Below are 22,881 nucleotides of genomic sequence, written 5' to 3' on the forward strand. Positions count from 1 at the left end.
AAACACGAAAGTGGACGTATAGGGTGTGACGCCTGCCCGGTGCTGGAAGATTAAATGATGGGGTGCAAGCTCTTGATTGAAGTCCCAGTAAACGGCGGCCGTAACTATAACGGTCCTAAGGTAGCGAAATTCCTTGTCGGGTAAGTTCCGACCTGCACGAATGGCGTAACGATGGCCACACTGTCTCCTCCTGAGACTCAGCGAAGTTGAAATGTTTGTGATGATGCAATCTCCCCGCGGAAAGACGGAAAGACCCCATGAACCTTTACTGTAGCTTTGTATTGGACTTTGAACAGATCTGTGTAGGATAGGTGGGAGGCTTTGAAGCAGGGTCGCTAGATCTTGTGGAGCCAACGTTGAAATACCACCCTGGTGTGTTTGAGGTTCTAACCTAGGTCCATTATCTGGATCGGGGACAGTGCATGGTAGGCAGTTTGACTGGGGCGGTCTCCTCCCAAAGCGTAACGGAGGAGTTCGAAGGTACGCTAGTTACGGTCGGACATCGTGACGATAGTGCAATGGCATAAGCGTGCTTAACTGCGAGACTGACAAGTCGAGCAGATGCGAAAGCAGGACATAGTGATCCGGTGGTTCTGTATGGAAGGGCCATCGCTCAACGGATAAAAGGTACTCTGGGGATAACAGGCTGATACCGCCCAAGAGTTCATATCGACGGCGGTGTTTGGCACCTCGATGTCGGCTCATCTCATCCTGGGGCTGTAGCCGGTCCCAAGGGTATGGCTGTTCGCCATTTAAAGAGGTACGTGAGCTGGGTTTAAAACGTCGTGAGACAGTTTGGTCCCTATCTTCCGTGGGCGCTGCAGATTTGAGGAAGCCTGCTCCTAGTACGAGAGGACCGGAGTGGACACACCTCTGGTGTATCGGTTGTCACGCCAGTGGCATTGCCGAGTAGCTAAGTGTGGAAGAGATAACCGCTGAAAGCATCTAAGCGGGAAACTCGTTTCAAGATGAGATCTGCCGGGGCCTTGAGCCCCCTAAAGAGTCGTTCAAGACCAGGACGTTGATAGGTCAGGTGTGGAAGCGCAGTAATGCGTTAAGCTAACTGATACTAATTGCTCGTGCGGCTTGACCCTATAACTTTGATCAGTCAGATCAAGGTGTTATGCCAAGTTGACGCATTCAAAATAATTCGCCAAAGCTGATTCCAAACTCTATGAATTCGTTGTATTGATCATGTGATCAGTACGACAACAAGTTATGCCTGATGACCATAGCGACGTGGTACCACTCCTTCCCATCCCGAACAGGACAGTGAAACGCGTCAGCGCCGATGATAGTGCGGGTTCCCGTGTGAAAGTAGGTCATCGTCAGGCTCTTACAGCCAAGAAAAGCCCAGCCCCGAAAGGGTTGGGCTTTTTCTTTTGTCAGTTTAATAAAGCGCCTTGTCTCCGACGGGCGCTTTTCTGTTGACCAAACATCGCTTGGTCTGCATCAGACGTTTCGGATGTATTCGCCGTCCACTGCAGCGGCGCCCGATGCGGCCAATTCCTTCAGAATCTCGCCGGCTAGCGCATCCAATGCCATCGCGGCAAAAAACCGCGATCGGATGCTTTCGAGATAAGGGGTACCGGTGATCCAACCGGCCCACTCCGTCCTGTCGACTGACTGGAGTTCCAGCAGCTTGAACTTCATCAGCACCTTGATGGCGTGTCGCGCGTGTTTGACAGGATCCCGCTGGAAGCCCTCGAGCCGCCGCCTCGCGGCGGCCAGCGCGCCCGCCACCTCCGAGAAGACTGCGCCATGGCCCGGAATGACCTGCTGCGGGCCCAGGCGCTCGATGCTGTCCAGCGTGGCCGCCATATCGTCGAACGACGGTTCGCCGACCAGCTCGGGAAAGGCGACGCCGAAGCCGTTGGCCCAGAGCGCGTCGGCAGAAATCAAGGTTCGTGAAAGCGGCTCGAACAGAATGACCGAATGCGGATCGTGGCCTGGTGCACCGTGCACCTGCCAGGGCGTTCCGCCCAACACGCATTCGGTCCCGGGCCGAAGCAGCCCGGTGAATCCAAAACGTGCGCAGCGCTGGCCGGTTGCCCTGAAGCTCAGGGCCTCTTCGTCCCATGCCGAGACCAGCCCAGCATCGCCGGGCGGGATGTCCGTGAGGAGCGCCGGATAGCGTTTCTGCAGGGCGGCGTTGCCGCCGCAGTGGTCGCTGTGCAGATGGGTATTGAGCAAGCGGTCGAGCGGCCTGCCGCCGAGTACGCCTTCCACCAACGCGAGCGTCTGCCCGGCATGCGCCACATAGCCGGTGTCGACCAGCGTGGTCTCGTCCGCGCCGGTGAACAGCACGTTGTTCGACGACAGCCAGCCGCGCTCGAAAACGACGAGGTTCGCCGGCAATCCGGCCGCGGCAGGGTGGTCGCTCATTCAGGCATGCGTGTTGGTTCGAAGCTCGCGTCGAAGGATCTTGCCGACGTTGGTCTTCGGCAGCGCGTCGCGGAATTCGATGTGCTTGGGCCGCTTGTAGCCGGTCAGCTGGCTGTGGCAGTACTGCATGACGGCCTCTTCGGTCAGTGCGGGATCACGGCGGACCACGAAGACCTTGATCGCCTCGCCTTGCCTTTCGTCGGGCACGCCGATCGCCGCGCACTCGATCACGCCAGGACACAGAGAGATGACGTTCTCGAGCTCGTTGGGAAAGACGTTGAAGCCGCTCACCAGGATCATGTCCTTCTTGCGGTCGACGATGCGGGTGTAGCCGTCGTCCTGCATGACGGCGATGTCGCCCGTGCGCATGAACCCGTCCGCAGTGAACGCCGCGGCAGTCTCCTCGGGCTGGTTGTAGTAGCCCCGCATCACGTTCGGTCCCCTGATGCAAAGTTCGCCCGGCGTGCCCGCAGGCAGCGAGTTGCCCTCGTCGTCCTTGATGGCGATCGCTATGCTCGGCAGCGGCAGGCCGATCGTGCCGGTGAACGTGGTGTTCGACACCGGGTTGTTGGTGCCGATGGCGCAAGTCTCGCTCATGCCCCAGCCTTCGATCATCGGGCAGCCGGTGACCTCGAACCAGCGCCGGGCCGTGCCTTCCGACGCTGCCATGCCGCCGGCCTGCGAAACGAAAAGGGTCGAGAAATCGATCGACTTGAACTCCGGATGCATGAGCAGCGCGTTGAACAGCGTGTTCACCGCGGGCAGCATGTGGAAAGGCCGCTTCTTGAGTACCGCGACGAATTTGTCGAAGTCGCGCGGGTTCGGAATCAGCGTCATGTGCGAGCCCTGCCGGATCACCAGCAGGCACAGCGTGAGCGCAAAGATGTGATAGAGCGGCAGCGCCGCAATGCTGTTGACCTTGGCAAGGTCGCCGGCGCGCGCCAGGGCGGGGGTGAACCAGGCCTCCGCCTGCAGGGTGGCGGCAACGATGTTGCGGTGGGTCAGCACCGCGCCCTTCGAAAGGCCCGTGGTTCCGCCGGTGTACTGGAGGAATGCGATCGAGTCGAGCGTGGTCTGGTCGGGCCCGAGCGTGCGTCCGCGCCCTTCTGTGATCGCTTCGGAAAACGGCGTCACGGTGCGCCCGTCGCCGATGGGCAGCTTGAAAGGCGGAACCATCTTCGCCAGATGCCGGACCGCCACTGTGATCCAGGTGCCGTACAGCCCGCCGAGCAGGTCGCCCATCGAAGTGATGGCCACATGCCGTATCGGCGTGCGGTCGATCACCTGCTCGAGTGTCGCAGCGAAGTTCTCGAGGATGACGATCGCCGTGGCGCCCGAGTCCTTGAGCTGGTGCTCGAGTTCACGCGCCGTGTAGAGCGGATTCACGTTCACGCAGGTGTAGCCCGCGCGCAGCACGCCGCACATCGTGACGGCGAACTGGGGAATGTTGGGCAGCATGATCGCCACGCGGGCGCCTGGCTCGAGCCCGAGCGACTGCAGCCACGCACCCAACGCCTTCGACAGCGTGTCGAGCTCGCCATACGACATCCAGCGCTCCATGCAGACCGAGAACGGCCGATCGGCGTAGCGGCCGAAGGCCTCGTCGAACATGTGGGGCAGGGACCGGTACGTGTCCGGATCGATCTCGTGCGGCACGTCGGCCGGATAGTTCTGTCGTTGCGCGGATGTCTGCATGCGAGCTCCTTTGCGCGAATTGTGAGAGCCGCGTAGGCCCGCACGCCAGCGGGCTTGTCCTAGGAGTCTTGCGCCCGCTGTCGCCTGAGCGATAGCGAGCGAAGAAGAAAGAAACCAGAGCCGCCGGGATCAGGCCTTGCCGGTTTCGCCCGGCAGCAGCACCCCGGCGGGAACGTCCGGCTCGACTTCGAGCGCGCGATAAAGCGGCGTGAAGTCCGGCGCCGTGAGCTCGAAGAGCTGCGCGAAGCTCTCGATGACGAAGTAGTTGCTCTGGTAGGTGTCGATCTTGTATTGCGTGCGCATGGTGCGCATCAGGTCGAGCGGCAGCCGGTGCGGCTCGTCGCTGCGCACCGCGTGCTGCAACTCCCCGACCGAGCTCAGGATGCCGGCCCCATAGGCGCGCAGCCCGTCGGTCTGGCGGATCAGGCCGAATTCGACCGTATACCAGTACAGCCGCGCCAGCTTCTCGCCTGCACCGAGTTCGTGCGCCTTGATGCCGCCCTGGCCATAGCGCTGCACGTAGTCGGCGAACACCGGGTCGAACAGCATCGGCACATGGCCGAAGAGGTCGTGGAACACGTCGGGCTCGACGATGTAGTTGAACTCCTCGGGCTTGCGGATCCAGTCGGTCACCGGAAACTTGCGGTTGGCCAGCAGGGTGAAGAACGGCAGCTCCGGGATCAGCCCCGGCACTGCGACGATCTCCCAGCCCGTGGCCTTGTGCAGGCGCTCGTTGATCTCCTCGAAGCGCGGGATCCGGTCTTTCACGCCCAGCAGGGGCAGCGCCTGGATGAACGCATCGCAGGCAAGGCCCGGCAGCTGCGCCGCTTGGCGCTCGTAGAGGCGCTTGTAGGTGTCGTGATCCGCCGCCGTGTAGCTGGCCCAGTCCTGCGGGCAGGTGTAGTCGGCATGAACGGCGCCGCCGCGCGAATAGTCGCCGCGCGGCGGGCGGTCCGAAGCGCCGTAGACGGCCGGCGCCACGACAGCAGCAGTGGCAGGAATTTCCATGGAAGTGCTCTTCTCGGGTTAGGTGGGCCAGCGGTTCATCGCGGCCGCCTACTTTGTGGCGGTCAGCACGCCCCGACGCATCTGGTCGAGCTCAATGCTCTCGAACAGTGCCTTGAAGTTGCCGTTGCCGAAGCCGTCGTCGCCCTTGCGCTGGATGAACTCGAAGAAGATCGGCCCGAGCTGGTTCTCGCTGAAGATCTGCAGCAGCAGCGCATCCTTCTTGCCGTCGATCAGGATCTTGCGCTTGTGCAGCTCGGCCACGTCCTCGCCGTGGTCCGGAATCCGCTTGTCCACCAATTCGTAGTAGGTGTCGATGGTGTCGAGCAGCGTCACGCCCTTTGCGCGCAGCGCATCGACCGTCTCGTAGAGGTTGTCCGAGCCCATCGCGATGTGCTGGATGCCTTCGCCGCGGTACATGTCCAGGTACTCCTGGATCTGGCCGGCCTGTTCCTTGCCTTCTTCGTTGATCGGGATGCGGATCTTGCCGCAGGGGCTGGTCATGGCTTTGCTCTTCACACCAGTGACCTGGCCCTCGATGTCGAAGTACTTGACCTCTCGGAAGTTGAAGAGCTTCTCGTAGAACGCCGCCCAGGTGTTCATGCGGCCGCGGTAGACGTTGTGCGTCAGGTGGTCAATGTAGGTCAGGCCGTTGCCCTTGGGCGCGAGCGCTTCCTGCGAGGACACGCCGGGCAGCGGCTCGAAGTCCACGTCGTAGAAGCCGATGTTGCCGATGTCGCCGGGCTTCGCCCCGTTCTTGCCGGGCCAGCGGTCGACGAGATAGATCAGACTGTCGCCGATGCCCTTGATCGCAGGAATGTTCAGCTCGCCCGGGCCGGCCTTGTCGGCAAAGCCCCAGGCACCGAGCGAGATGGCGCGCTCATAGGCCTGCTTGGCGTCCTGGACGCGGAAGGCGATGGCGCAGACGCTCGGGCCGTGCTCGCGCGCAAAGCGCTGCGCGAACGAATCGGGTTCGGCATTGACGATGAAATTGATCCCGCCCTGGCGGTACAGCAGCACGTTCTTGTGACGGTGCTTGGCCACGGCGGTGAAGCCCATGCGCTCGAACACCTGGCCCATGGCGACCGGGTCCGGCGCCGCGTACTCGATGAATTCGAAACCGTCGGTGCCCATGGGGTTCTCCCAGGGGGTGAAGGCGGGGGCGTCGGTGTGGCTCATGGGCAGTCTCCGAAAGGGAATGTGGGGCTGAAATGAAAAGTGGCAACGAAAGGCCAGTCCTCACAATGTAGGCCGGAAGGCGTTCATGATTTCAGCGTTGTCGGGCGCTGAAGCAAGCCGCAGCGCAGGAAACCTGCAAAAATGCGTCCATGGAAGCACTGGACAAGATCGATCGGCTGATTCTGCGCACGCTCCAGGCAGACGGCCGCGCCACCTACGACCAGATCGCGGAGCAGGTCAGCCTCTCGCCGAGCGCCGTGCTGCGGCGAGTCAAGCGTCTCGAAGAAAGCGGGGTGATCGACCGCTACGTCGCACTCGTGCGCCCCGAAGTCGTGGGCCTCGGGCTCACGGCCTACCTGAACGTCAGGCTCGAAAAGCACACCGAAAGCCACAAGCGCAATCCCATGGACCTGTTCCGCGCCAGCGTCCAGACCTGGCCCGAGGTGGTCGAATGCGCGGCGCTCACGGGCGAGATGGACTATCTGCTGCGCGTGGTGGTGGCCGACATGGGCCACTACAGCCGTTTCATCATGGACACCCTGCTCAAGCATCCCAGCGTCGAGGACTGCAAGACCAGCTTCGTGCTCGATCGTGTAAAGGCGACCACGGCTGTACCCGTCTAGCCACGGATCGGTGGCGCCAATGCCATGGGCGATCCACAATTGGTTCACAAATGAAGCCGGAAAGTACCCCTGTGGACTTGGAAGTTAAGGGAAAACCCTTATATTCGAAGCATGCTTACCGCCAAGACCCTTCTGCAGGCGTCTCTCGGCCTCGGCTCATTCCTGAAGGCGCCGATGGTTGAGGCGCAACCGCGCGCGACACCCGCGCCCGCGCCCGTCATGGTGCCGATCCGCTCGATCGGCCCGCGCGAGCGCGACCGCATCGCGCGCCACCTGCTGGCGCTTTCGCCGCACGATCGCTACCTGCGCTTCGGCTATGCCGCAGGTGACCCCCAAGTGCAGCGGTACGTCGACGGGCTCGATTTCGACCGCGACGAACTCTTCGGCATCTACAACCGCCGGCTCGACCTGATCGCCATGGCGCACCTCGCGTTCGCGCCTGCGGGCCAGCACAGCGACTGTGCCGAGTTCGGCGTCTCGGTGGCGGCGCATGCGCGCGGCCGCGGCTACGGCGCCCGCCTGTTCGAGCGCGCCGTGGTCGTTGCACGCAACGAAGGCGTCGGGATGCTCTTCATCCATGCACTGAGCGAAAACGCCGCGATGCTGAAGATCGCCCGCAACGCCGGTGCGACCGTGGTGCGCAGCGGTTCGGAGTCCGAGGCACATTTGCAACTGCCCGGCGCCACCCTCGACAGCCGCATGAGCGAAATCGCGCTCGAGCACTTCGCCGCGGTCGACTACCACCTCAAGAGCCGCGCCAAACAGTTCTGGGCCTTTCTCGCGAGCCTGCAGGAAGTGCGCAGCGGCATCCGCGATGCGCGCGGCAAGTCGGCCCAGTAGGCTGGTCAGCCGGGCTGCGCCGCAAGCGGCTGCATCCTCCCTTGGCGCCAGGGATTTGACGGGGGTAGAGCCTGTCACACGCAATCCGGTATCCTTGTGCCTCTTCAACTACGCCTCCCGCAGTGGCCGAACCTCACCCTGAACGCGCTCCCGTCGAACGGGAAGACAAGCGCGGATTCCTCCAGAAACTGGCCGAATTCATCCACCCCGGACCCGACTCGCGCGACGAGTTGATCGAGACTCTCGCGGACGCCGAGGACAACGAGGTGATCGGCGCCGAGTCGCGCGTGATGCTCGAAGGCGTGCTGCGCATGGCCGACATGACCGCGGGCGACGTGATGGTGGCCGCGCCGCGCATGGATCTGGTGAACATCGACGCACCCTACGACGCGTTGCTGCACCTCGTCATCGACACCGCGCACTCGCGCTTTCCGGTGTACGAAGGCGAGAAGGAAAACATCATCGGCATCCTGCTCGCGAAGGACCTGCTCAAGCTCCAGCGCGCGCCGGGCCTGAACATCCGCGCGCTGCTGCGCCCCGCCACCTTCGTGCCCGAGAGCAAGGGCCTGAATGACCTGCTGCGCGAGTTCCGCGGCAACCGCAACCACCTTGCGATCGTGATCGACGAGTTCGGCCGCGTGGCCGGCCTCATCACCATCGAAGACGTGCTCGAGCAGATCGTCGGCGAGATCGAGGACGAGTTCGACATTGCCGAGGACGAAGGCGACATCTTCGGCCTGGCCGACCACACCTATCGCGTCTCGGGCGACACGCCGATCGAACGCGTGGGCGAGGCCTTCGGCATCGTCTTCGACGAAGAGCAGCTCGGCGAAGACTTCGACACCATCGGCGGCCTGATCGCACACGAGATGGGCCGCGTGCCCAAGCGCGGCGAGCACCACGCGATCGGCGGCTTCGACTTCGTCGTGCTGCACACCAAGGGCGGCGCGGTGCGCTGGTTCAAGGTGTCGCCGGCCCGCGGCGCCGACGCTTCCGATTGATGCGGCCCGCCGTCGGCCTGCTGCGCGTCTTCGGCTTTGCTTTCGCGGGCCTCGCACAGGCCGCGGCCATCGCCTGGCCCGGCAACGGCCGTCCGCTTTGGTGGCTGCAGCTCGTCTCGCTCGCCGTGCTCGTGGGCCTGCTCGGGTGGCTCCGCGCCGAGGGTGCGGGCTGGCGCCGCGCGGGCCTGCATGGCTGGCTCTTCGCCACCGCCTGGCTCACCGGCACCTTCTGGTGGCTTTTCATCTCGATGCACACCTATGGCGGGCTGCCGGCACCGCTGGCGGCCATCGCGGTGCTGTCGCTCGCGGCGGCGCTCGGGCTCTACTACGCGGTGGCCTGCGCCTGGTTCGTGGTGCGCGGCCCGCGCCGCGCCCTGGCCGGCGCGCTGGTCTTCGCGGCGCTCTGGACCCTGGCCGAACTCGTGCGCGGCAGCTGGTTCACCGGCTTTCCGTGGGGCGCTGGCGGCTATGCTCATGTCGACGGGCCGCTGGCCGCCTGGGCGCCGTGGATCGGTGTCTACGGCATCGGCGCGGTCGCGGCATTCGTGGCCGCGCTCGCGGGCCTGCTGCGGCCCGCGCGCACCAGGGCGGTGTGGGGCGCCGTGCTCGTCGCCGCGGCGGCGCTCGCCGCGCCGCACCTCGTGACCGCGCAGGGCGCCAAGGCATCGAGCGGAACACTGCAGGTCGCGCTGCTGCAGGGCAACATCCCCCAGGACGAAAAGTTCATCCCCGGCGGCGGCATCGACCTCGCGCTGCGCTGGTATGGCGAGCAGCTGCGCGATGCGACGGCCTCGCTGGTCGTCACGCCCGAGACGGCACTGCCGCTGCTGCCGCAGCAGTTGCCCGCGGGCTACCTCGACGCCATCCAGGCGCGCTACAGCCAGGGCGAACAGGCCGCGATCGTCGGCCTGCCGCTCGGCGGGCAGGGCACCTACCGCAATGCCGTGCTCGGGTTTCGGCCTGGTGTGGCCGAGCCCTACAGCTACGGCAAGCACCACCTCGTGCCGTTCGGCGAGTTCATCCCACCGGGCTTCCGCTGGTTCATCGACATGATGAACATACCGCTCGGCGACTTCGCCCGCGGCGGCCTCGCGCAGGCGCCGTTCGCCTGGCAGGGCCAGCGCATCGCGCCGAACATCTGCTACGAAGATTTGTTCGGCGACGAGATCGGCGCCAACTTCAAGAACGAGGCGAGCGCGCCCACGATCCTGCTCAACGTGAGCAACATCGCCTGGTTCGGCAACACCGTGGCCATCGACCAGCATCTGGCGATCTCGCGCATGCGCGCGCTTGAGTTCGCGCGCCCGATGGTGCGCGCCACCAACACCGGCGCCACGGTCGTCATCGACGCCGAAGGCCGCGTCACGCATGCGCTGCCGCGGCTCACGCGCGGCGTGCTCGAGGCGACGGTCGAAGGCCGTACCGGCCTCACGCCGTTCGCACGCTGGGTGGCGCCGTTCGGGCTCTGGCCGCTGTGGGGCCTTGCCTTCGCCGTCGTGGCGATCGCCTTCGCGCTGCGCCGCAAGAACTGAAGCAACGCGAAGCCGACGTGCGGCTCAGGCCGCGAGCGGCTCGGCTTTCTTCACCGGCCAGTCGCGCAGCTTGCCGGGGTTCAGGAGCCCCAGCGGATCGAAGCGCTGCTTCATTGCGATGACCTCGGGCGGTAGCGGGCCGCCCGCCTTGCCGTCCTCGACGATGTTCACATGCGGGTTGTTGATGTGCACCTTGTGCGCGCGGTGGATCTCGATGATCTCGGCAAGCCGCTCCTCGGTGCTGAAGCGCACCAGCTGGAGACCGCTGCAGGTCATGAGCCCCGCCACGTTGCGGATGAACTCGATGTGCATCATGACCTCGCCGCCAAGCAGCTGCTCCATCTCGGTGACCTGCGCCACATGCTGCCCCGGCACGAAGCCGCTCTGCAGGTAGGTCAGCGTGGGGTCGACCTTCAGCGCATGCAGCGTGGTGTGGTTCCAGGTGAACTCCGCCAGCGTGCGGTTGCTCTTCTGCACCTCGGCGGCCGTCCTGCGGTAGCTCACGTTGCCGCCGTGCGCCTCGGCCAGCTGCAGCATCGCGGCCTCGCACGACTCGGCCACCAGCGAGAGTACCGTGTGGCAGCCCTTGGGCAGGTGCGCTGCGAGCTGCGCCAGGTGGTCCGCAATCGGTGCGGCGAAGAAGGCGATCTCGCGCTTGACGATGCCCGGCGCGTTCGCGAGCTTGTCGGCGAAGTGCAGCGCGTCGGCAAAGCTGGCGAATGTCACGAGCGTCTCGAGCCACGGATGCGCGGGTGCGAGCGCGATCTCGATTTCAAGCACCAGCCCGTTGGTGCCCCAGAGATGGTGCATGCGCATCGCCTCGGCGCCGCGCAGCTCGACCACCTGCGGCTCGGGCTCGATGGTCATGGCGCGGATGCCGAGCACATTGCCGGGCGCGCCGATCGGCCCGTAGTTGATCGAGCCCACACCGCCAAATCCGCCGCCGAACAGGCCGCCGAGCGTGGCGCTGCGGTAGGTCGAAGGCACGCTGCGCATCTCCTGCCCCGAGGGCCGGGTCTGCTTCTCGAGTTCGCCCAGGCGGATGCCGGCCTGCGCGCGGGCCACGCCGGGCTGCACCCAGAGGAACGCGTTGTAGCCGGTCATGTCGAGCACCACGCCGCCCGCGAGCGGTGTGGTCTGGCCGTAGTTGCCGGTGCCGCTGCCGCGGATCGTGATCGGTATGCCGCGCCGTGCGCAGGCACCGACCACGGCGCGGATCTCGTCCTCGCTGCGCGGCCGCACGACGGCGTCGGCGCGCTTGTCCTTGAGCTGGCGGTTCAGCACCGGGCTGAACCAGGAGAAGTCCTGCGACAGGCGTGCCACGCGGCTTTCGTCGGTGATCCAGTCGAGGTTCGGCAGCTCGAACAGAAGTTGTTCGATGGCGGAGATGGAAGCGTTCATGGTCAAGGTCAGTCCTGAGAAAGTTCGCTCGCGTGCCACGATCCGAGCGCGAGCTTGGTGAGCCAGGCCATCAGCACGAAGAGCGCGACGCCGGTCAGTGAGATCAGGAGCAGGGCCGCGAACATGCGCGGGATGTTCAGTTGAAAGCCGGCCTGCAGGATCTGGTAGGCCAGTCCGGCGCCCGCGCCGCCGGTGCCGGCCACGAACTCGGCCACCACCGCGCCGATCAGCGCCAGGCCGCTCGAGATGCGCAGCCCGCCGAAGAAATACGGCAGCGCGCTCGGAATGCGCAGCCGCACCAACTGCTGCCAGCGCGTCGCGCGGTTGAGCTTGAAGTAGCTCTGCAGGTCGGGGTCGATGCTGCGCAGCCCGAGCGTGGTGTTGCTGATGATCGGGAACAGCGCCACGAGCGCCGCGCACACGGTCATTGCCGCTACAGGGTTCTTCACCCAGATGATGATCAGCGGCGCCACCGCGACGATCGGTGTCACCTGCAGCAGCACGGCATACGGAAACAGGGCGGTCTCGATGCGCTTGCTCTGCACGAACAGGAACGACACCAGCACACCCGCCACCGTGGCGAGCGCGAACGACAGCAGCGTGATCTTCAGCGTGACCCAGAGCGCACTGCCGAGCGGCGCCCAGTCGGTGACGAGCGTCTGCACCATCAGGATCGGCGAGGGCACCAGGTAGGGCGGCAGCTCCATGGCCACCACCATCCATTGCCACAGCGCGACCAGCACCACGCCGATGAGAAGGGGATAGACAACGCGCTGCACGCGCGGCCGGGCCAGCAGCGGCGGGTTCTTTCGGGCGGTCGTCGTCATCGTGCGTGCTCCTCGTCGGCGCGGCTCGCGCGCAGCAGGCTTTCCTGCAGGCCGCGCGCATGGCGGGCGAATTCGGGTGTCACCATGAAGTCGGGGCTGCGCGGATATGGCTCGTCGATCACGAACTGCTCCACCACCCGGCCGGGCCGCGCAGCCATCATCACCACCCGGGTCGACAGAAACACCGCCTCGTGGATCGAATGCGTCACGAAGACCACCGTGAGCTTCTTCTTGCGCCAGAGATCGAGCAGGTCGGCGTCGAGCTTGTGGCGCGTGATTTCGTCGAGCGCGCCGAAGGGCTCGTCCATCAGCAGTAGGTCGGGCTCGGTGACGAGCCCGCGCGCGATCGACACGCGCATCTGCATGCCGCCCGACAACGCACGCGGCAGCGCGTCGGCGAACTTCTCGAGGCCCACCAGCGCGAGCGAGTCCATCACCCGTGCCTCAGCCTCCCTGCGCGGCACGCCGGCCAGGTCGAGCGGCAGCCGCACGTTGGTCTTCACGCTGGCCCACGGCATCAGTGTGGCCGACTGGAACACGAACGACAGCTTGCGCGGGCAGCTGTGGATTTCCGCCACGGGCTTGCGCCACACCAGCAGCCGCCCGTCGCTTGGCTCGAGCATGCCCGCCACCATCTTGAGCAGCGTGCTCTTGCCGCAGCCCGAAGGGCCGAGCAGCGTGACGAACTCGCCTTCGGCGATCGACAGGTCCACCGGCAGCAGCGCCTGCGTGCCGTTGGGGTAGGTCTTCTCGGCCGAGAGCACTTCGACCGCCGGCACGGTGGGCGCGAGGCCGGCCGGCGGCGCAAGCGTGTGGGGTTCGATGCGGTTCATGCGCGGGCCTCCGGCAGCGTCGGCTTCAAGGCAGGACCTTGGCGTCCTTCACGAACTCGGTCGTGTAGGTCCTGGCGAGTTCGACCTTCGCAGGATCGAGCAGCTTGGCGCTTACGAGGAAGTCGTAGCTCGCCTTGGCGCGTGCATCGGTGATCACGCCGATGCCGAGTTGGCCCGCATCGCCGCCGGTGATCATGCCCATCTCCTTGAGCTTGGCCACGCTGTAGGCGAGCTGGTCTTCGGTCATGTTGGGGTTGTCCTTCTTGATCAGCGCGTTGGCGGGTGCGGGATTGGCGAGGTAGCTCTTCCAGCCTTCGGCCGAGGCCTTGATGAAGGCCGCCACCTGCTTGCTGCGCTCCTTCACTGTCTTCTCCATGCACGAGACCGTGGTTGCATAGGCGGGGAAGCCGTGGTCGCTGAACATCAGCACGGTGCTCTTCACCCCGGCCTTCTGGATCGCATACGGCTCCGAAGTCAGGTAGCCCTGCTGCGCGGTGTTCTTGTCGGCCACGAAGGGCTGGATGTTGAAGGTGTAGGGACGCGTCTGCTCGTCCTTGAGGCCGAAGCGGGCCTTGAGCCAGGGCCAGTAGCCGCGGTTGGCCTGGGCGCCGATCAGGAGCGTCTTGCCTTTCAGGTCCTCGAACTTCTTCACGTCGTCGTGCGCGATCAGCACCTGCGGATCCTTCTGGAAGAAGGCCGCCACGTTGACCACCGGCACGCCGCCTTCGCGCACCTGCATCATCTGGATGTCGCTCGAGCCCATGATGCAGTCGGCCTGGCCCGCGGCCATCATTTGCGTGATGTTGACTTGCGGGCCACCCATCCGGATGGTCACGTCGAGCCCGTGCTTCTTGTAGATGCCTTCGGCCACCGCCTGGTAGAAGCCGCCGTGCTCGGCCTGCGCGTACCAGTTGGTCATGTAGGTGAACTTGTCTTCGGCGTGCGCGGGAGCGGCTGCAGCGAGGAAGACGATGGCGGCGGCGCCGGCCAGGGAGCGTGCGAAGGAGCGCATGGGAGTCGACCTTTCGAGAGTGCGTGAGGTTGGGAAGAGAGAGCTACGGAAATGCCGGATGCAAGAAGCAGGCTCAGGCCGGCGTGAAGTGCTGCTGGACGAAGCCCTGCTGGTGACCGCGCTCCCAGGTGGCTTCCTCGCGCACCAGCCAGCGCAGCGCATGCAGTTCGGTCAGCGCCTGCACCCAGCTGTCGGAGAGCGTCTCGAGGATCTGCTCGCCCTGTTCGCGGGTGGCGGTGGTCGGGTCGCCGATCACGCCGCTCGGGCCGAAGTCGCGCGCGGTCCAGGCGCAGGCCGGCCGGCCGTCGGGCGACAGCAGCTTGATCGGGAACGGAGGCGGAAAGTTGGCCACGGCGCGCGCCATGTGCACCGTGTCGGGTGCGAGCGCGAGCATCAATGCGGTCTCCGAATGGCCTGCGTGCATCGCGAGCTTCTTCTCCTGCTCGCTCACCTGCTGGCTGGCCGCGCTCGGCAGCCGCGAGACGCCGTGCGGCACCACCACGAAGTCGCCATGGCGCAGCCGCAGCTCGCGCGCCGCCATCTCGAGCACCTGCGGCTGGCCGCCGTGCCCATTGGCGAAAAGCAGCTTGCGAAAGCCCGAGCGGTACACCGATTCGCCGATCTCGATCACGGTCGACAGCAGCGTGGTGCCGGTCAGCGTCATGGTGCCCGGAAAGTGCAGGTGCTCTTCCGACTTGCCGTAGGTGATGGTCGGCAGCGCGAAGGCGCGCACCTCCGCGGGCAGCTTCTCGAGCGCCTTGCCCATCACGCCCGAGCAGATCACGCTGTCGACCGAGCACGGCAGGTGCGGGCCGTGCTGTTCGATTGCGCCGCAGGGCAGCACGATGACCGTGTTCTCGCGGTCCGGCAGGGCTGCGATCTCGGTCCAGCTGAGGTAAGGCAGGAAGCGGTGGGGTGGAATGTAGCCGTGGAGCATGGGCGCCTTGTGGGTTCTCTACGTGGGAAGAAACGGGGTCGGGTCGCCTTGCGTCACCTGGCCGTCGCGCAGCACCACGCGCTGAGCGCTGCGCGAGGGCCAGCCGTGGCGGTCGGCTTGCGTGAACAGCACCAGGTCGCTGCTGGCGCCGACCAGCGTGGGCACTGTGGCCGGCTCGCGCCGCAGCCAGTCCGCGCGGCACAGCGCCTCGGACCAGGTGTCGAAAGGGTCGTCGAGCTGTGCCACGAGTGCGGCCGTGCCCAGCGCCTCGACCGGATCGAAGCTGCCGAGCCGGCAGAAGGGGTCCTGCACGTTGTCGCTCGCGAACAGCACCGGGATGCCGCGCTCGCGCGCCTCCTTCACCAGCGTGATGCCGCGCAGGCGCGGCGTGCGGCCGGTCACTGCGTCCTGCAGCAGCAGGTTCGTGGCGGGCAGCGAGACCACGGTGATCGGGGAGCGCGCCACCGCGTCGAGCGTGGCGAGCGCCTGCGCTTCCGGCTGCACCGCCAGTGCGCAGACATGGCCGCAGACCACGCGGCCGCCATAGCCGATTTCGCGCAGGATGCGGGCCGTCGTCTCGAGGCCGACCGCCTGCGCGTTGAGTTCCTCGTCCACGTGCAGGTCCACGTCGAGCTCGCAGGCCTGGGCCGACAGCAGCAGGTTGCGCAGCGCGGTCTTGCTCCAGTTGGTGGAGTGCACGAAGCCGCCGAGCAGCGCATGCGGCCCGGTGGCCTTCACCTGCTGCGCGAGCCGCAGCGCCTGCGCGGCATCCTCGAACAGCGGCAGCTTGATCAGGCCGACCTGCTCCAGCCGCACGCGGCCGCGCCATTCCTGTGCAAGCTCGGCCAACACCGACCAGGCCATCGGCAACGCATCGGGCTCCCACCAGTCGACGTGCGTGCGCACCTGCGTGGTGCCGCATTCCCAGGCCCATTGCAGCGCGCGGGCCGCTCGCTCGCGCACATCGGCAGGCGTCCAGTGGGCGCGATCGGCCAGCATTGCATCGATGGCGCCAAGCAACCCCGGCTGCACCTGCTGCATGCGCGGCAGCGTGAAGGCCTTGTCGAGGTGCGTGTGGGCGTCCACGAAGCCCGGCAGTGCGAGCGCGCCGTCGAGGTTCCACCCTGCGGCAGAGCGGGCCGCATCGGTAGCAGGGCGCACCGACTGCACGCGGCCGGCCTCGAGCGCGATGCGTGCGGGCACGGGCACGCTCTCGCGCCCCGGCCAGTCGGCCGGCAGCAGCCAGCGCGGCAGCCGCACGTTGTCGAGCAGAGCGGGCGACGCGGTCATGCGAAGCGCCCCATCGCCCGGCCCACGCGCGCCATGAAGCGCTTCAATTGAGGCTCGGTCGCCACGTTCATGTGGTAGTGGGCGTGGTAGTCCACCTTTGCGCGCCGGCCGGTCAGCCGCAGCATGTAGCGGGTGACGATCTTGCGCGGCGGGTCGCCCATGTACCAGGCGACCCAGCGCGGCCGGCCGTAGGTCACCACGGCGCTGATGCGCTTGATGTGCGTCAGCATCGGCTTCACGTTGGCCGGATCGCTGATGTCGAAAGCCACGCCTGGCATGAACAGCCTGTCGAAGTAGCCCTTGAGCATGGCCGGCAGCCCGAAGCACCAGGTCGGGAAGCAGAAGACGATGCCCTCGGCCCATTGCAGCCGGGCGACATGGGATGCCAGCGGCAACCGGTTTTGCGGCACGTCGTGGTAGCCCAGGCGCTCCGCGCGCGAAAGCACCGGGTCGAAGCCCTCAGCGTAAAGGTCGCAGTCGTCCACCTCGTGCCCGGCCGCACGCAGATTCCTGAGCACCTCCTGGTGCAGTGCAGCGTGGAAGCTGGTTTCAACCGGATGGCAGTAGACGACGAGCACGCGCATGGTGTTTGACCGCTTAATCAGAGCAAGTGGTCAGGTTATGCAAGCGACGTGCCAGCGCGGAGGCACCGGCTTGGGGCGCAGAGGCGCCGATTCAGCGGAAAACTAGGCTTCGATACCGCAGCCGCTCAACACGAAGCCGACGAGCTCGCGCGCGATCGGCTCGCGCTCGATGGGCGCGTCGGGCGGCAGGCCGAGCATCACGCGCGTCTGTATCGCGTAGTCGGCATAGCTCTGGGTCATGGCCCAGATGTGCATCAAGAGCAGCCGCGCGTCGAGCGGGCGCATCTGCCCGCGCGCGATCCAGCCGTTGATGATGTCGACCTTCTTCTGCGTCCAGGCGCGCGCGTTCGGCCAGTAGCGGTCGAGGTTGCGGCCGCCGTCGAGCACTTCGCGCGTGAAGATGCGCGAGATCTCGGGGTTGTCGAAGGCATGGTCGAGCTTCTTGCGGATGTAGTCGCCGAGCACCGTGGCCGGGTCGCTCGCGTCCTCGAACGAGAACACCACCTTCCAGGCATGCAGCACCTGCATCAGCAGCTCTTCGTAGAGCTCCTCCTTGCCGGCGATGTAGTAGTGCAGCTGCGGCTTGGTGAGGCCGGCGCGCGCGGCGATGGCCTGGGTCGACGTGCCCTTCAGGCCGTTGAGGCTGAATTCGGCGATGGCCGCTGCCCGGATCGCCGCCATGATGCGCTCGCGCCCGGGCCGCGCCCGCGACAGCGGACCCTCGGGCGCGGGCATCTCCAGGGCAGGGGCGGGGGGGAGGGCGGCGGAATCGGCGTTCATGGGCGGGTGGCGGCAGTGCGCCGGCCCGATGGTAATCCCACGCGCATGGCCGCATGCCATGGCGGCATGGCCGGGGGCGGCATGCCGCCATGGTTCATGTATCTTCTCGCCGCTTCGCAGAATTGTTAACGCAAGGAGTTGTGCATGTACCTTTCATCCCGCCTTCGGGCCTTCGCGGCCGGTGCCGCATTGCTTGCCGCCAGCGCCATCGCCCAGGCGCAGCAGGCGCTTCCCAATGTGGTGATCCTGGCCACCGGTGGCACCATCGCAGGGGCCGGTGCCTCGGCCGTCAACAGCGCCACCTATGCGGCCGCCAAGGTGGGCGTCGACAAGCTGATCGCCGGCCTGCCCGAGCTGACGAAGATCGCCAACGTGCGCGGCGAGCAGGTGTTCCAGGTCGCGTCGGAGAGCATGACCAACGACCACCTGCTGACGCTCGCCAAGCGCGTGTCGGCGCTTTCGAAGCAGGCCGACGTGGACGGCATCGTCATCACCCACGGCACCGACACGCTCGAGGAGACCGCGTACTTCCTGACGCTCACCGTGCACACCAGCAAGCCGATCGTGGTGGTCGGCTCTATGCGCCCCGGCACCGCGCTCTCGGCCGACGGCGCACTCAACCTGTACGACGCCGTCAGCGTGGCCGGCAGCAAGGACGCGGCCGGCAAGGGCGTGCTCGTCACCATGGCCGACAACATCGACAGCGGCCGCGACGTGAGCAAGAACGTCAACATCAAGACCAGTGCGTTCTCGAGCCAGTGGGGCCCGCTCGGCATGGTGGTCGAAGGCCGCAACTACTGGTTCCGCGCGCCCGTGAAACGCCACACCACGGCTTCGGAGTTCAACATCGACAGCATCGATGCGCTGCCGCCGGTGGAAATCGCGCTGGGCTACGAAGGGGTCTCGCCGATCGCCGTCGATGCCTATGCCAAGGCCGGCGTGAAGGCGATCGTCCATGGCGGCACGGGCAACGGCTCGGTGGCAGCGCGCGTGGTGCCGAACCTGCAGAAGGCGCGCGCCGATGGCGTGGTCGTGATCCGTGCCTCGCGCGTGGCCGACGGCTTCGTGCTGCGCAATGCCGAGCAGCCCGACGACAAGTACGACTGGGTGGTGGCGCACGACCTGCGTCCGCAGAAGGCGCGTATCCTTGCGATGGTGGCGCTCACTAGAACGAGTGACACCAAGGAACTGCAGCGCATCTTCTGGGAGTATTGAGGCACGAAGCGGTGCAGCTCAGCGGAGGCGCCGGCGCCTGCGGTGCCGCGCGAATTCGAGGCTGCCCACGCACACGAGGAGCCAGGCCAGGCCGGTCGCCAGCCCGGCAAGCACATCGCTCGCGAAGTGCACCTGCAGAAACACGCGGCTGGAGCCGATGGTGACGATGGCGGCCGTGCCGGCCATGGCCGCGGGCACATGCCAGCGCGGCGGCAGCAGGCGCAACGCCAAGTACATCAGCATGCCGTAGCTCACGATCGCGCCGGCGGCGTGGCCGCTCGGGAAGCTGAAGCTGGTCTCGACCGTGAGGCCGTGGTCGTGCAGCGGCCGCGCGCGCTCGAAGATGCGCTTGAGCGCCGGGTTCAGCAGCACGATGCCGCCGAGCGCCATCACCCACCCGAGCGCGAGCCCGCGGTGCGCATGGCGCCACAGCAGCCAGGCCACAGCGATGCAGACCGGCGCCAGCAGTTCGAAGTCGCCGAGGTGCGTGAGCCAGCTGAAAACTACCAGCGCTCCCCAGGGCACGTGCGCCGCGATAGCATCGGCGAGCGCCTGGTCGGCCAGTCCCAGCAGTCGCCCGTCGCCGAGCTTCGAGGCGATGTAGGCCACCAGGCTCGCCGCCGCGAGGATGCCGCCGAAGCCGACGGCCAGCGCACCCGCGAGCCGCGGCTCGTCGGGTTCGCCGTCCGCTGCGGTGCGGGCGCGGCGCCGCTGCAGGCTCGCGCAGACCGCGCCCGTGCCGAGCACCGAGACGATGAAGGCGGCCGCGAACCAGGCCAGGGCATGCTCGCCGAGCTGGTGCGCAAGAAGAACGAGAGCGGGGGCATCCATGGGCATGCGCCTGACTTTAGCCCGGTCCCTTGAAACCCTCCGCCAGCGGCAGCTGCCATGTCTTGGCGCAGACGAACGCCTTTTCGATCGCCGAATGGTCCCAGCGCTCGGCCTGGCAGATGCGGCTGCCGTCTGCATCCGTCGTGCGCACCACATTCACCGAGTTGGGGTGCCCGCCGCGCACGCGCGACGACACGGCCGTGCCGGCCTGGACTGCCCACGCCGTGGGCGGGCAGGCGGTGCAGGCCGCGGCGAGCGGACGCACGAAAGGCAAGTGGATATGGCCGCCGAGGATCAGGTCCATGCCGGCCGCGCACCAGCGCGCAATGGCTGCTTCATGCCCGTGCACCCGGTTGCGCAGGTCTTCGGGCCGTGTCACCAGCACCGGCTGGTGCGTGACCACCACGCGCAGCTGCGTGGGGCGCGCACGCGCCAGCCGATCCGCCACCCGCTCGACCTGCGCGGGCGACACTTCGCCGTCCTCGTGCCGGTACCAACGCGTGGTGTTGACCGCGATGACCAGCCAGTCGGCGGACTCGAACACCGGCTCCAGCTCGGCGCCGAAGGCCTCGGCATACCGGCCGTAGGGCGAAAGCAGGCGTGCGCCCAGCTGGAACAGCGGAATGTCGTGGTTGCCCGGAATCGCCACCACCGCCGGTGCCGCGATCCGGTCGACGAAGGTGCGCGCCGCCGCGAACTGGCGCCGCGTGGCCCTCTGCGTGATGTCGCCCGAGAGCACCACCACCTGCGGCGCGAGTTCGCGCGCGAAGCGTTCCAGCGCGGACAGCACCTCGGGCTGCTCGGTGCCGAAATGCGGATCGGAAATCTGCAGCAGGCCGCTCATTGCTTGGCGGCCTCCAGTTCCGGTGCCACCTCGGGCCGCACCAGCCACAGCGGCTCGGGCGAGACACGGAAAAGGAGCGGCATCTCGGCCCAGGCGATCTCGCCGTCCGTCGCCACCTTCACGCGCCGCGGGCCGCGCGAGCGGCCGGCATTCACCGTCAACGATTCGAACGGAAAGCTCAGCACCTCGTCGGCGCTGCCCAAGCGGCCCAGCGCGCCGCGCACCAGCAGACCCGGCATCGCGAGCATGCCCAGGGGCTTCAGCGTGACGGCGGCCAGCTGGCCGTTCTCGGGGGCGTCGGCATGCTCGATGCCGACCTGCAGCAGTTGCAGCGGGTTGTTGCCGACGAACAGTGTCGGTGTGCGGATCGACCGTTCCTGCCCGCGCCAGGCCATGCGCAGGTTCCAGTGGCGGCGGCCGCGCATCACCGTGAGCAGCCCGGCGAAGAAGGCGACCCAGCGCTTGCGGCCATAGCGCACCTTGTAACTCTCGCGGTCCTCGAGCAGCTCGGCATACAGGCCCATGCTGGCATTCACGAGGAAGGCGCGGTCGTTGACCAGCCCCACCTGCGCGGGCCGGGGCCGCTGGGTCAGCAGCACCTGCAGCGCCTCGGCGGTGTCGCGCGGAATGCCATGGGCGCGGCTGAAGTAGTTGAAAGTGCCCTGCGGCAGCACGCCGAAGGCCAGCCCGCTGCCGAGCGTGGCCTGGGCCACCGCATTGATCGTGCCGTCGCCGCCCGCCGCCACCACGATCCCGCCCGCCGCGCGCGCCCGCTCGACCGCCTCGCGCGCCAGCGCCTGGACCGTCACGCGCCCGTCGATCTCGAAGATGCGGTGGCGGCGACCGGCCGCGGCGCAGCCTTCTTCGATAGTGCGGCGGGCCTCGGCGGCGTCCTCGCTGCCGGAGCTGGTGTTGAGGACGATGAACAGGGGGGATTCGGGGCCGATGTGGGGCGGTTGCATGTCTGTCTGTGAAGCGGTGGCACGCGGCCGGCCCTCGTTTGTCGCACACGCTGCGCGCCCGGCGCGGCAGCGACCATGCCGGACGGCTGTGGGAGAGTTGCCCTCCGACCGTAAAATCGCCTGCTTTCGCGGTGCTTCTTCACCGCGCTACCGTCCAATGTCCGGTCACGCCGGCCTGCTTCATGTTGACCTTCCAGCAAATCATTCTCAAATTGCAGTCGTACTGGGCCGACAAGGGCTGTGCGCTGCTGCAACCGTACGACATGGAAGTGGGCGCGGGCACCTCGCACACCGCCACCTTCCTGCGCGCGCTCGGCCCCGAACCCTGGAAGGCCGCCTACGTGCAGCCCAGCCGCCGCCCCAAGGACGGCCGCTACGGCGAGAACCCGAACCGGCTGCAGCACTACTACCAGTACCAGGTCGTGCTCAAGCCCGCGCCGTCCAACATCCTCGAGCTCTACCTCGGCTCGCTCGAAGCGCTGGGCTTCGACCTCAAGAAGAACGACATCCGCTTCGTCGAGGACGACTGGGAGAATCCCACGCTCGGCGCCTGGGGCCTGGGCTGGGAGGTCTGGCTCAACGGCATGGAAGTGACGCAGTTCACCTATTTCCAGCAGGTCGGCGGCATCGACTGCAAGCCGATCACCGGCGAGATCACCTACGGCCTCGAGCGCCTGGCCATGTACCTGCAGGGCGTGGACAACGTCTACAACCTGACCTGGACCGAAGGCCTGAGCTATGGCGACGTCTACAAGCAGAACGAGGTCGAGCAGTCGACCTACAACTTCGAGCACAGCGACGCCGAGTTCCTCTTCACCGCCTTCGCCGCACACGAGAAGCAGGCCAAGCACCTCATGGCCGAACAACTCGCGCTGCCGGCCTACGAGCAGGTGCTCAAGGCCGCGCACAGCTTCAACCTGCTCGACGCGCGCGGCGCGATCAGCGTGACCGAACGCGCCGCCTACATCGGCCGCATCCGCAACCTCGCGCGCAGCGTGGCGCAGAGCTATTACGAGAGCCGCGAGCGGCTGGGCTTCCCGATGGCGCCGCGCGAATGGGTCGCGCAGATCGCACCCAAAAAGGCAGCCTGAGCGATGACCATCCC

General features: G+C 66.5%; 21 protein-coding genes and 2 rRNA genes (1 of these 23 cut by a window edge). 8 read left to right on the forward strand and 15 right to left on the reverse strand.

What is annotated here, in order from left to right:
- Both AC3A6G_RS16315 and rrf read left to right on the forward strand, forming a co-directional pair.
- A 23S ribosomal RNA gene (locus tag AC3A6G_RS16315) occupies positions 1–1,094 on the forward strand; it begins 1,782 nt to the left of the window's first position.
- A 127-nt stretch (positions 1,095–1,221) separates the two neighbouring features.
- A 5S ribosomal RNA gene (gene rrf, locus AC3A6G_RS16320) occupies positions 1,222–1,334 on the forward strand.
- Between the two features lie 118 nt (positions 1,335–1,452).
- On the opposite strand, the gene AC3A6G_RS16325 is transcribed toward rrf, so the two are convergent.
- From AC3A6G_RS16325 to hppD, 4 genes are all read right to left on the reverse strand, one after another.
- Positions 1,453–2,385 (reverse strand): MBL fold metallo-hydrolase, encoded by a 933-nt coding sequence (locus tag AC3A6G_RS16325; protein WP_487874051.1) that lies wholly within the window; start codon positions 2,383–2,385, stop codon positions 1,453–1,455.
- Positions 2,386–4,080, reverse strand: a complete 1,695-nt coding sequence (locus tag AC3A6G_RS16330) for an AMP-binding protein (protein WP_487862311.1) — start codon at positions 4,078–4,080, stop codon at positions 2,386–2,388. It abuts the gene before it with no gap.
- A 129-nt stretch (positions 4,081–4,209) separates the two neighbouring features.
- Complete coding sequence (phhA, locus tag AC3A6G_RS16335) at positions 4,210–5,088, reverse strand: phenylalanine 4-monooxygenase (RefSeq protein WP_487874052.1); 879 nt, start codon at positions 5,086–5,088, stop codon at positions 4,210–4,212.
- A gap of 48 nt (positions 5,089–5,136) precedes the next feature.
- Complete coding sequence (hppD, locus tag AC3A6G_RS16340) at positions 5,137–6,264, reverse strand: 4-hydroxyphenylpyruvate dioxygenase (RefSeq protein ID WP_487874053.1); 1,128 nt, start codon at positions 6,262–6,264, stop codon at positions 5,137–5,139.
- Positions 6,265–6,413: 149 nt separating this feature from the next.
- Here hppD and AC3A6G_RS16345 point away from each other — a divergent pair, with 149 nt between their 5' ends.
- From AC3A6G_RS16345 to lnt, 4 genes are all read left to right on the forward strand, one after another.
- Positions 6,414–6,887, forward strand: coding sequence for an Lrp/AsnC family transcriptional regulator (locus AC3A6G_RS16345; RefSeq protein WP_487862314.1), 474 nt, complete (start codon positions 6,414–6,416; stop codon positions 6,885–6,887).
- Between the two features lie 111 nt (positions 6,888–6,998).
- Entirely contained in the window at positions 6,999–7,727 is a 729-nt protein-coding gene (locus tag AC3A6G_RS16350; protein ID WP_487865592.1) for a GNAT family N-acetyltransferase, read from the forward strand.
- Positions 7,728–7,849: 122 nt separating this feature from the next.
- The gene (locus AC3A6G_RS16355) at positions 7,850–8,728 is read left to right on the forward strand and encodes a CorC family transporter (RefSeq protein WP_487862316.1); all 879 of its coding nucleotides are present in this window, start codon (positions 7,850–7,852) and stop codon (positions 8,726–8,728) included.
- The gene (gene lnt, locus AC3A6G_RS16360) at positions 8,728–10,260 is read left to right on the forward strand and encodes an apolipoprotein N-acyltransferase (RefSeq protein WP_487874054.1); all 1,533 of its coding nucleotides are present in this window, start codon (positions 8,728–8,730) and stop codon (positions 10,258–10,260) included. Before AC3A6G_RS16355 ends, lnt begins: the two co-directional genes overlap by 1 nt.
- A gap of 24 nt (positions 10,261–10,284) precedes the next feature.
- Here lnt and AC3A6G_RS16365 read toward each other — a convergent pair whose 3' ends face one another.
- The 8 genes from AC3A6G_RS16365 to AC3A6G_RS16400 form a co-directional block, all read right to left on the reverse strand.
- Positions 10,285–11,661, reverse strand: coding sequence for an FAD-binding oxidoreductase (locus AC3A6G_RS16365; RefSeq protein ID WP_487874055.1), 1,377 nt, complete (start codon positions 11,659–11,661; stop codon positions 10,285–10,287).
- A gap of 8 nt (positions 11,662–11,669) precedes the next feature.
- On the reverse strand, positions 11,670–12,488 hold the full coding sequence (locus tag AC3A6G_RS16370) for an ABC transporter permease (RefSeq protein WP_487874056.1): 819 nt from the start codon (positions 12,486–12,488) through the stop codon (positions 11,670–11,672).
- Complete coding sequence (locus AC3A6G_RS16375; RefSeq protein WP_487862320.1) at positions 12,485–13,321, reverse strand: ABC transporter ATP-binding protein; 837 nt, start codon at positions 13,319–13,321, stop codon at positions 12,485–12,487. Before AC3A6G_RS16375 ends, AC3A6G_RS16370 begins: the two co-directional genes overlap by 4 nt.
- Before the next feature lie 25 nt (positions 13,322–13,346).
- Positions 13,347–14,333: an ABC transporter substrate-binding protein gene (locus AC3A6G_RS16380; RefSeq protein ID WP_487874057.1), complete on the reverse strand. Its 987-nt coding sequence runs from the start codon at positions 14,331–14,333 to the stop codon at positions 13,347–13,349.
- A 73-nt stretch (positions 14,334–14,406) separates the two neighbouring features.
- Positions 14,407–15,270 (reverse strand): creatininase family protein, encoded by an 864-nt coding sequence (locus tag AC3A6G_RS16385; protein WP_487874058.1) that lies wholly within the window; start codon positions 15,268–15,270, stop codon positions 14,407–14,409.
- An 18-nt stretch (positions 15,271–15,288) separates the two neighbouring features.
- Positions 15,289–16,560 carry an amidohydrolase family protein gene (locus tag AC3A6G_RS16390; RefSeq protein ID WP_487874059.1) on the reverse strand — a complete coding sequence of 424 codons (1,272 nt, stop codon included), beginning with the start codon at positions 16,558–16,560 and terminating at the stop codon, positions 15,289–15,291.
- The gene (locus AC3A6G_RS16395; RefSeq protein ID WP_487874060.1) at positions 16,557–17,144 is read right to left on the reverse strand and encodes an NAD(P)H-dependent oxidoreductase; all 588 of its coding nucleotides are present in this window, start codon (positions 17,142–17,144) and stop codon (positions 16,557–16,559) included. The genes AC3A6G_RS16390 and AC3A6G_RS16395 overlap by 4 nt, the downstream gene beginning before the upstream one ends.
- A 102-nt stretch (positions 17,145–17,246) precedes the next feature.
- On the reverse strand, positions 17,247–17,924 hold the full coding sequence (locus AC3A6G_RS16400; protein ID WP_487862325.1) for a TetR family transcriptional regulator C-terminal domain-containing protein: 678 nt from the start codon (positions 17,922–17,924) through the stop codon (positions 17,247–17,249).
- 144 nt (positions 17,925–18,068) lie between these two features.
- Here AC3A6G_RS16400 and AC3A6G_RS16405 point away from each other — a divergent pair, with 144 nt between their 5' ends.
- Positions 18,069–19,139 (forward strand): asparaginase, encoded by a 1,071-nt coding sequence (locus tag AC3A6G_RS16405; RefSeq protein WP_487874061.1) that lies wholly within the window; start codon positions 18,069–18,071, stop codon positions 19,137–19,139.
- Positions 19,140–19,157: 18 nt separating this feature from the next.
- Here AC3A6G_RS16405 and AC3A6G_RS16410 read toward each other — a convergent pair whose 3' ends face one another.
- Genes AC3A6G_RS16410 through AC3A6G_RS16420 form a run of 3 tightly spaced genes read right to left on the reverse strand, consistent with a single transcriptional unit; the run spans position 19,158 to position 21,776 of the window.
- Positions 19,158–19,970 (reverse strand): phosphatase PAP2 family protein, encoded by an 813-nt coding sequence (locus AC3A6G_RS16410; protein ID WP_487874062.1) that lies wholly within the window; start codon positions 19,968–19,970, stop codon positions 19,158–19,160.
- A gap of 16 nt (positions 19,971–19,986) precedes the next feature.
- The gene (locus tag AC3A6G_RS16415; protein ID WP_487865601.1) at positions 19,987–20,814 is read right to left on the reverse strand and encodes a metallophosphoesterase family protein; all 828 of its coding nucleotides are present in this window, start codon (positions 20,812–20,814) and stop codon (positions 19,987–19,989) included.
- The gene (locus AC3A6G_RS16420; RefSeq protein ID WP_487862329.1) at positions 20,811–21,776 is read right to left on the reverse strand and encodes a diacylglycerol/lipid kinase family protein; all 966 of its coding nucleotides are present in this window, start codon (positions 21,774–21,776) and stop codon (positions 20,811–20,813) included. The genes AC3A6G_RS16415 and AC3A6G_RS16420 overlap by 4 nt, the downstream gene beginning before the upstream one ends.
- A gap of 182 nt (positions 21,777–21,958) precedes the next feature.
- On the opposite strand from AC3A6G_RS16420, the gene glyQ reads away from it, so the two are divergent.
- Positions 21,959–22,867, forward strand: coding sequence for a glycine--tRNA ligase subunit alpha (glyQ, locus tag AC3A6G_RS16425; protein ID WP_487862330.1), 909 nt, complete (start codon positions 21,959–21,961; stop codon positions 22,865–22,867).
- Positions 22,868–22,881 lie beyond the last annotated feature (14 nt).

The organism is Variovorax sp. Soil_C_26, assembly GCF_057657075.1.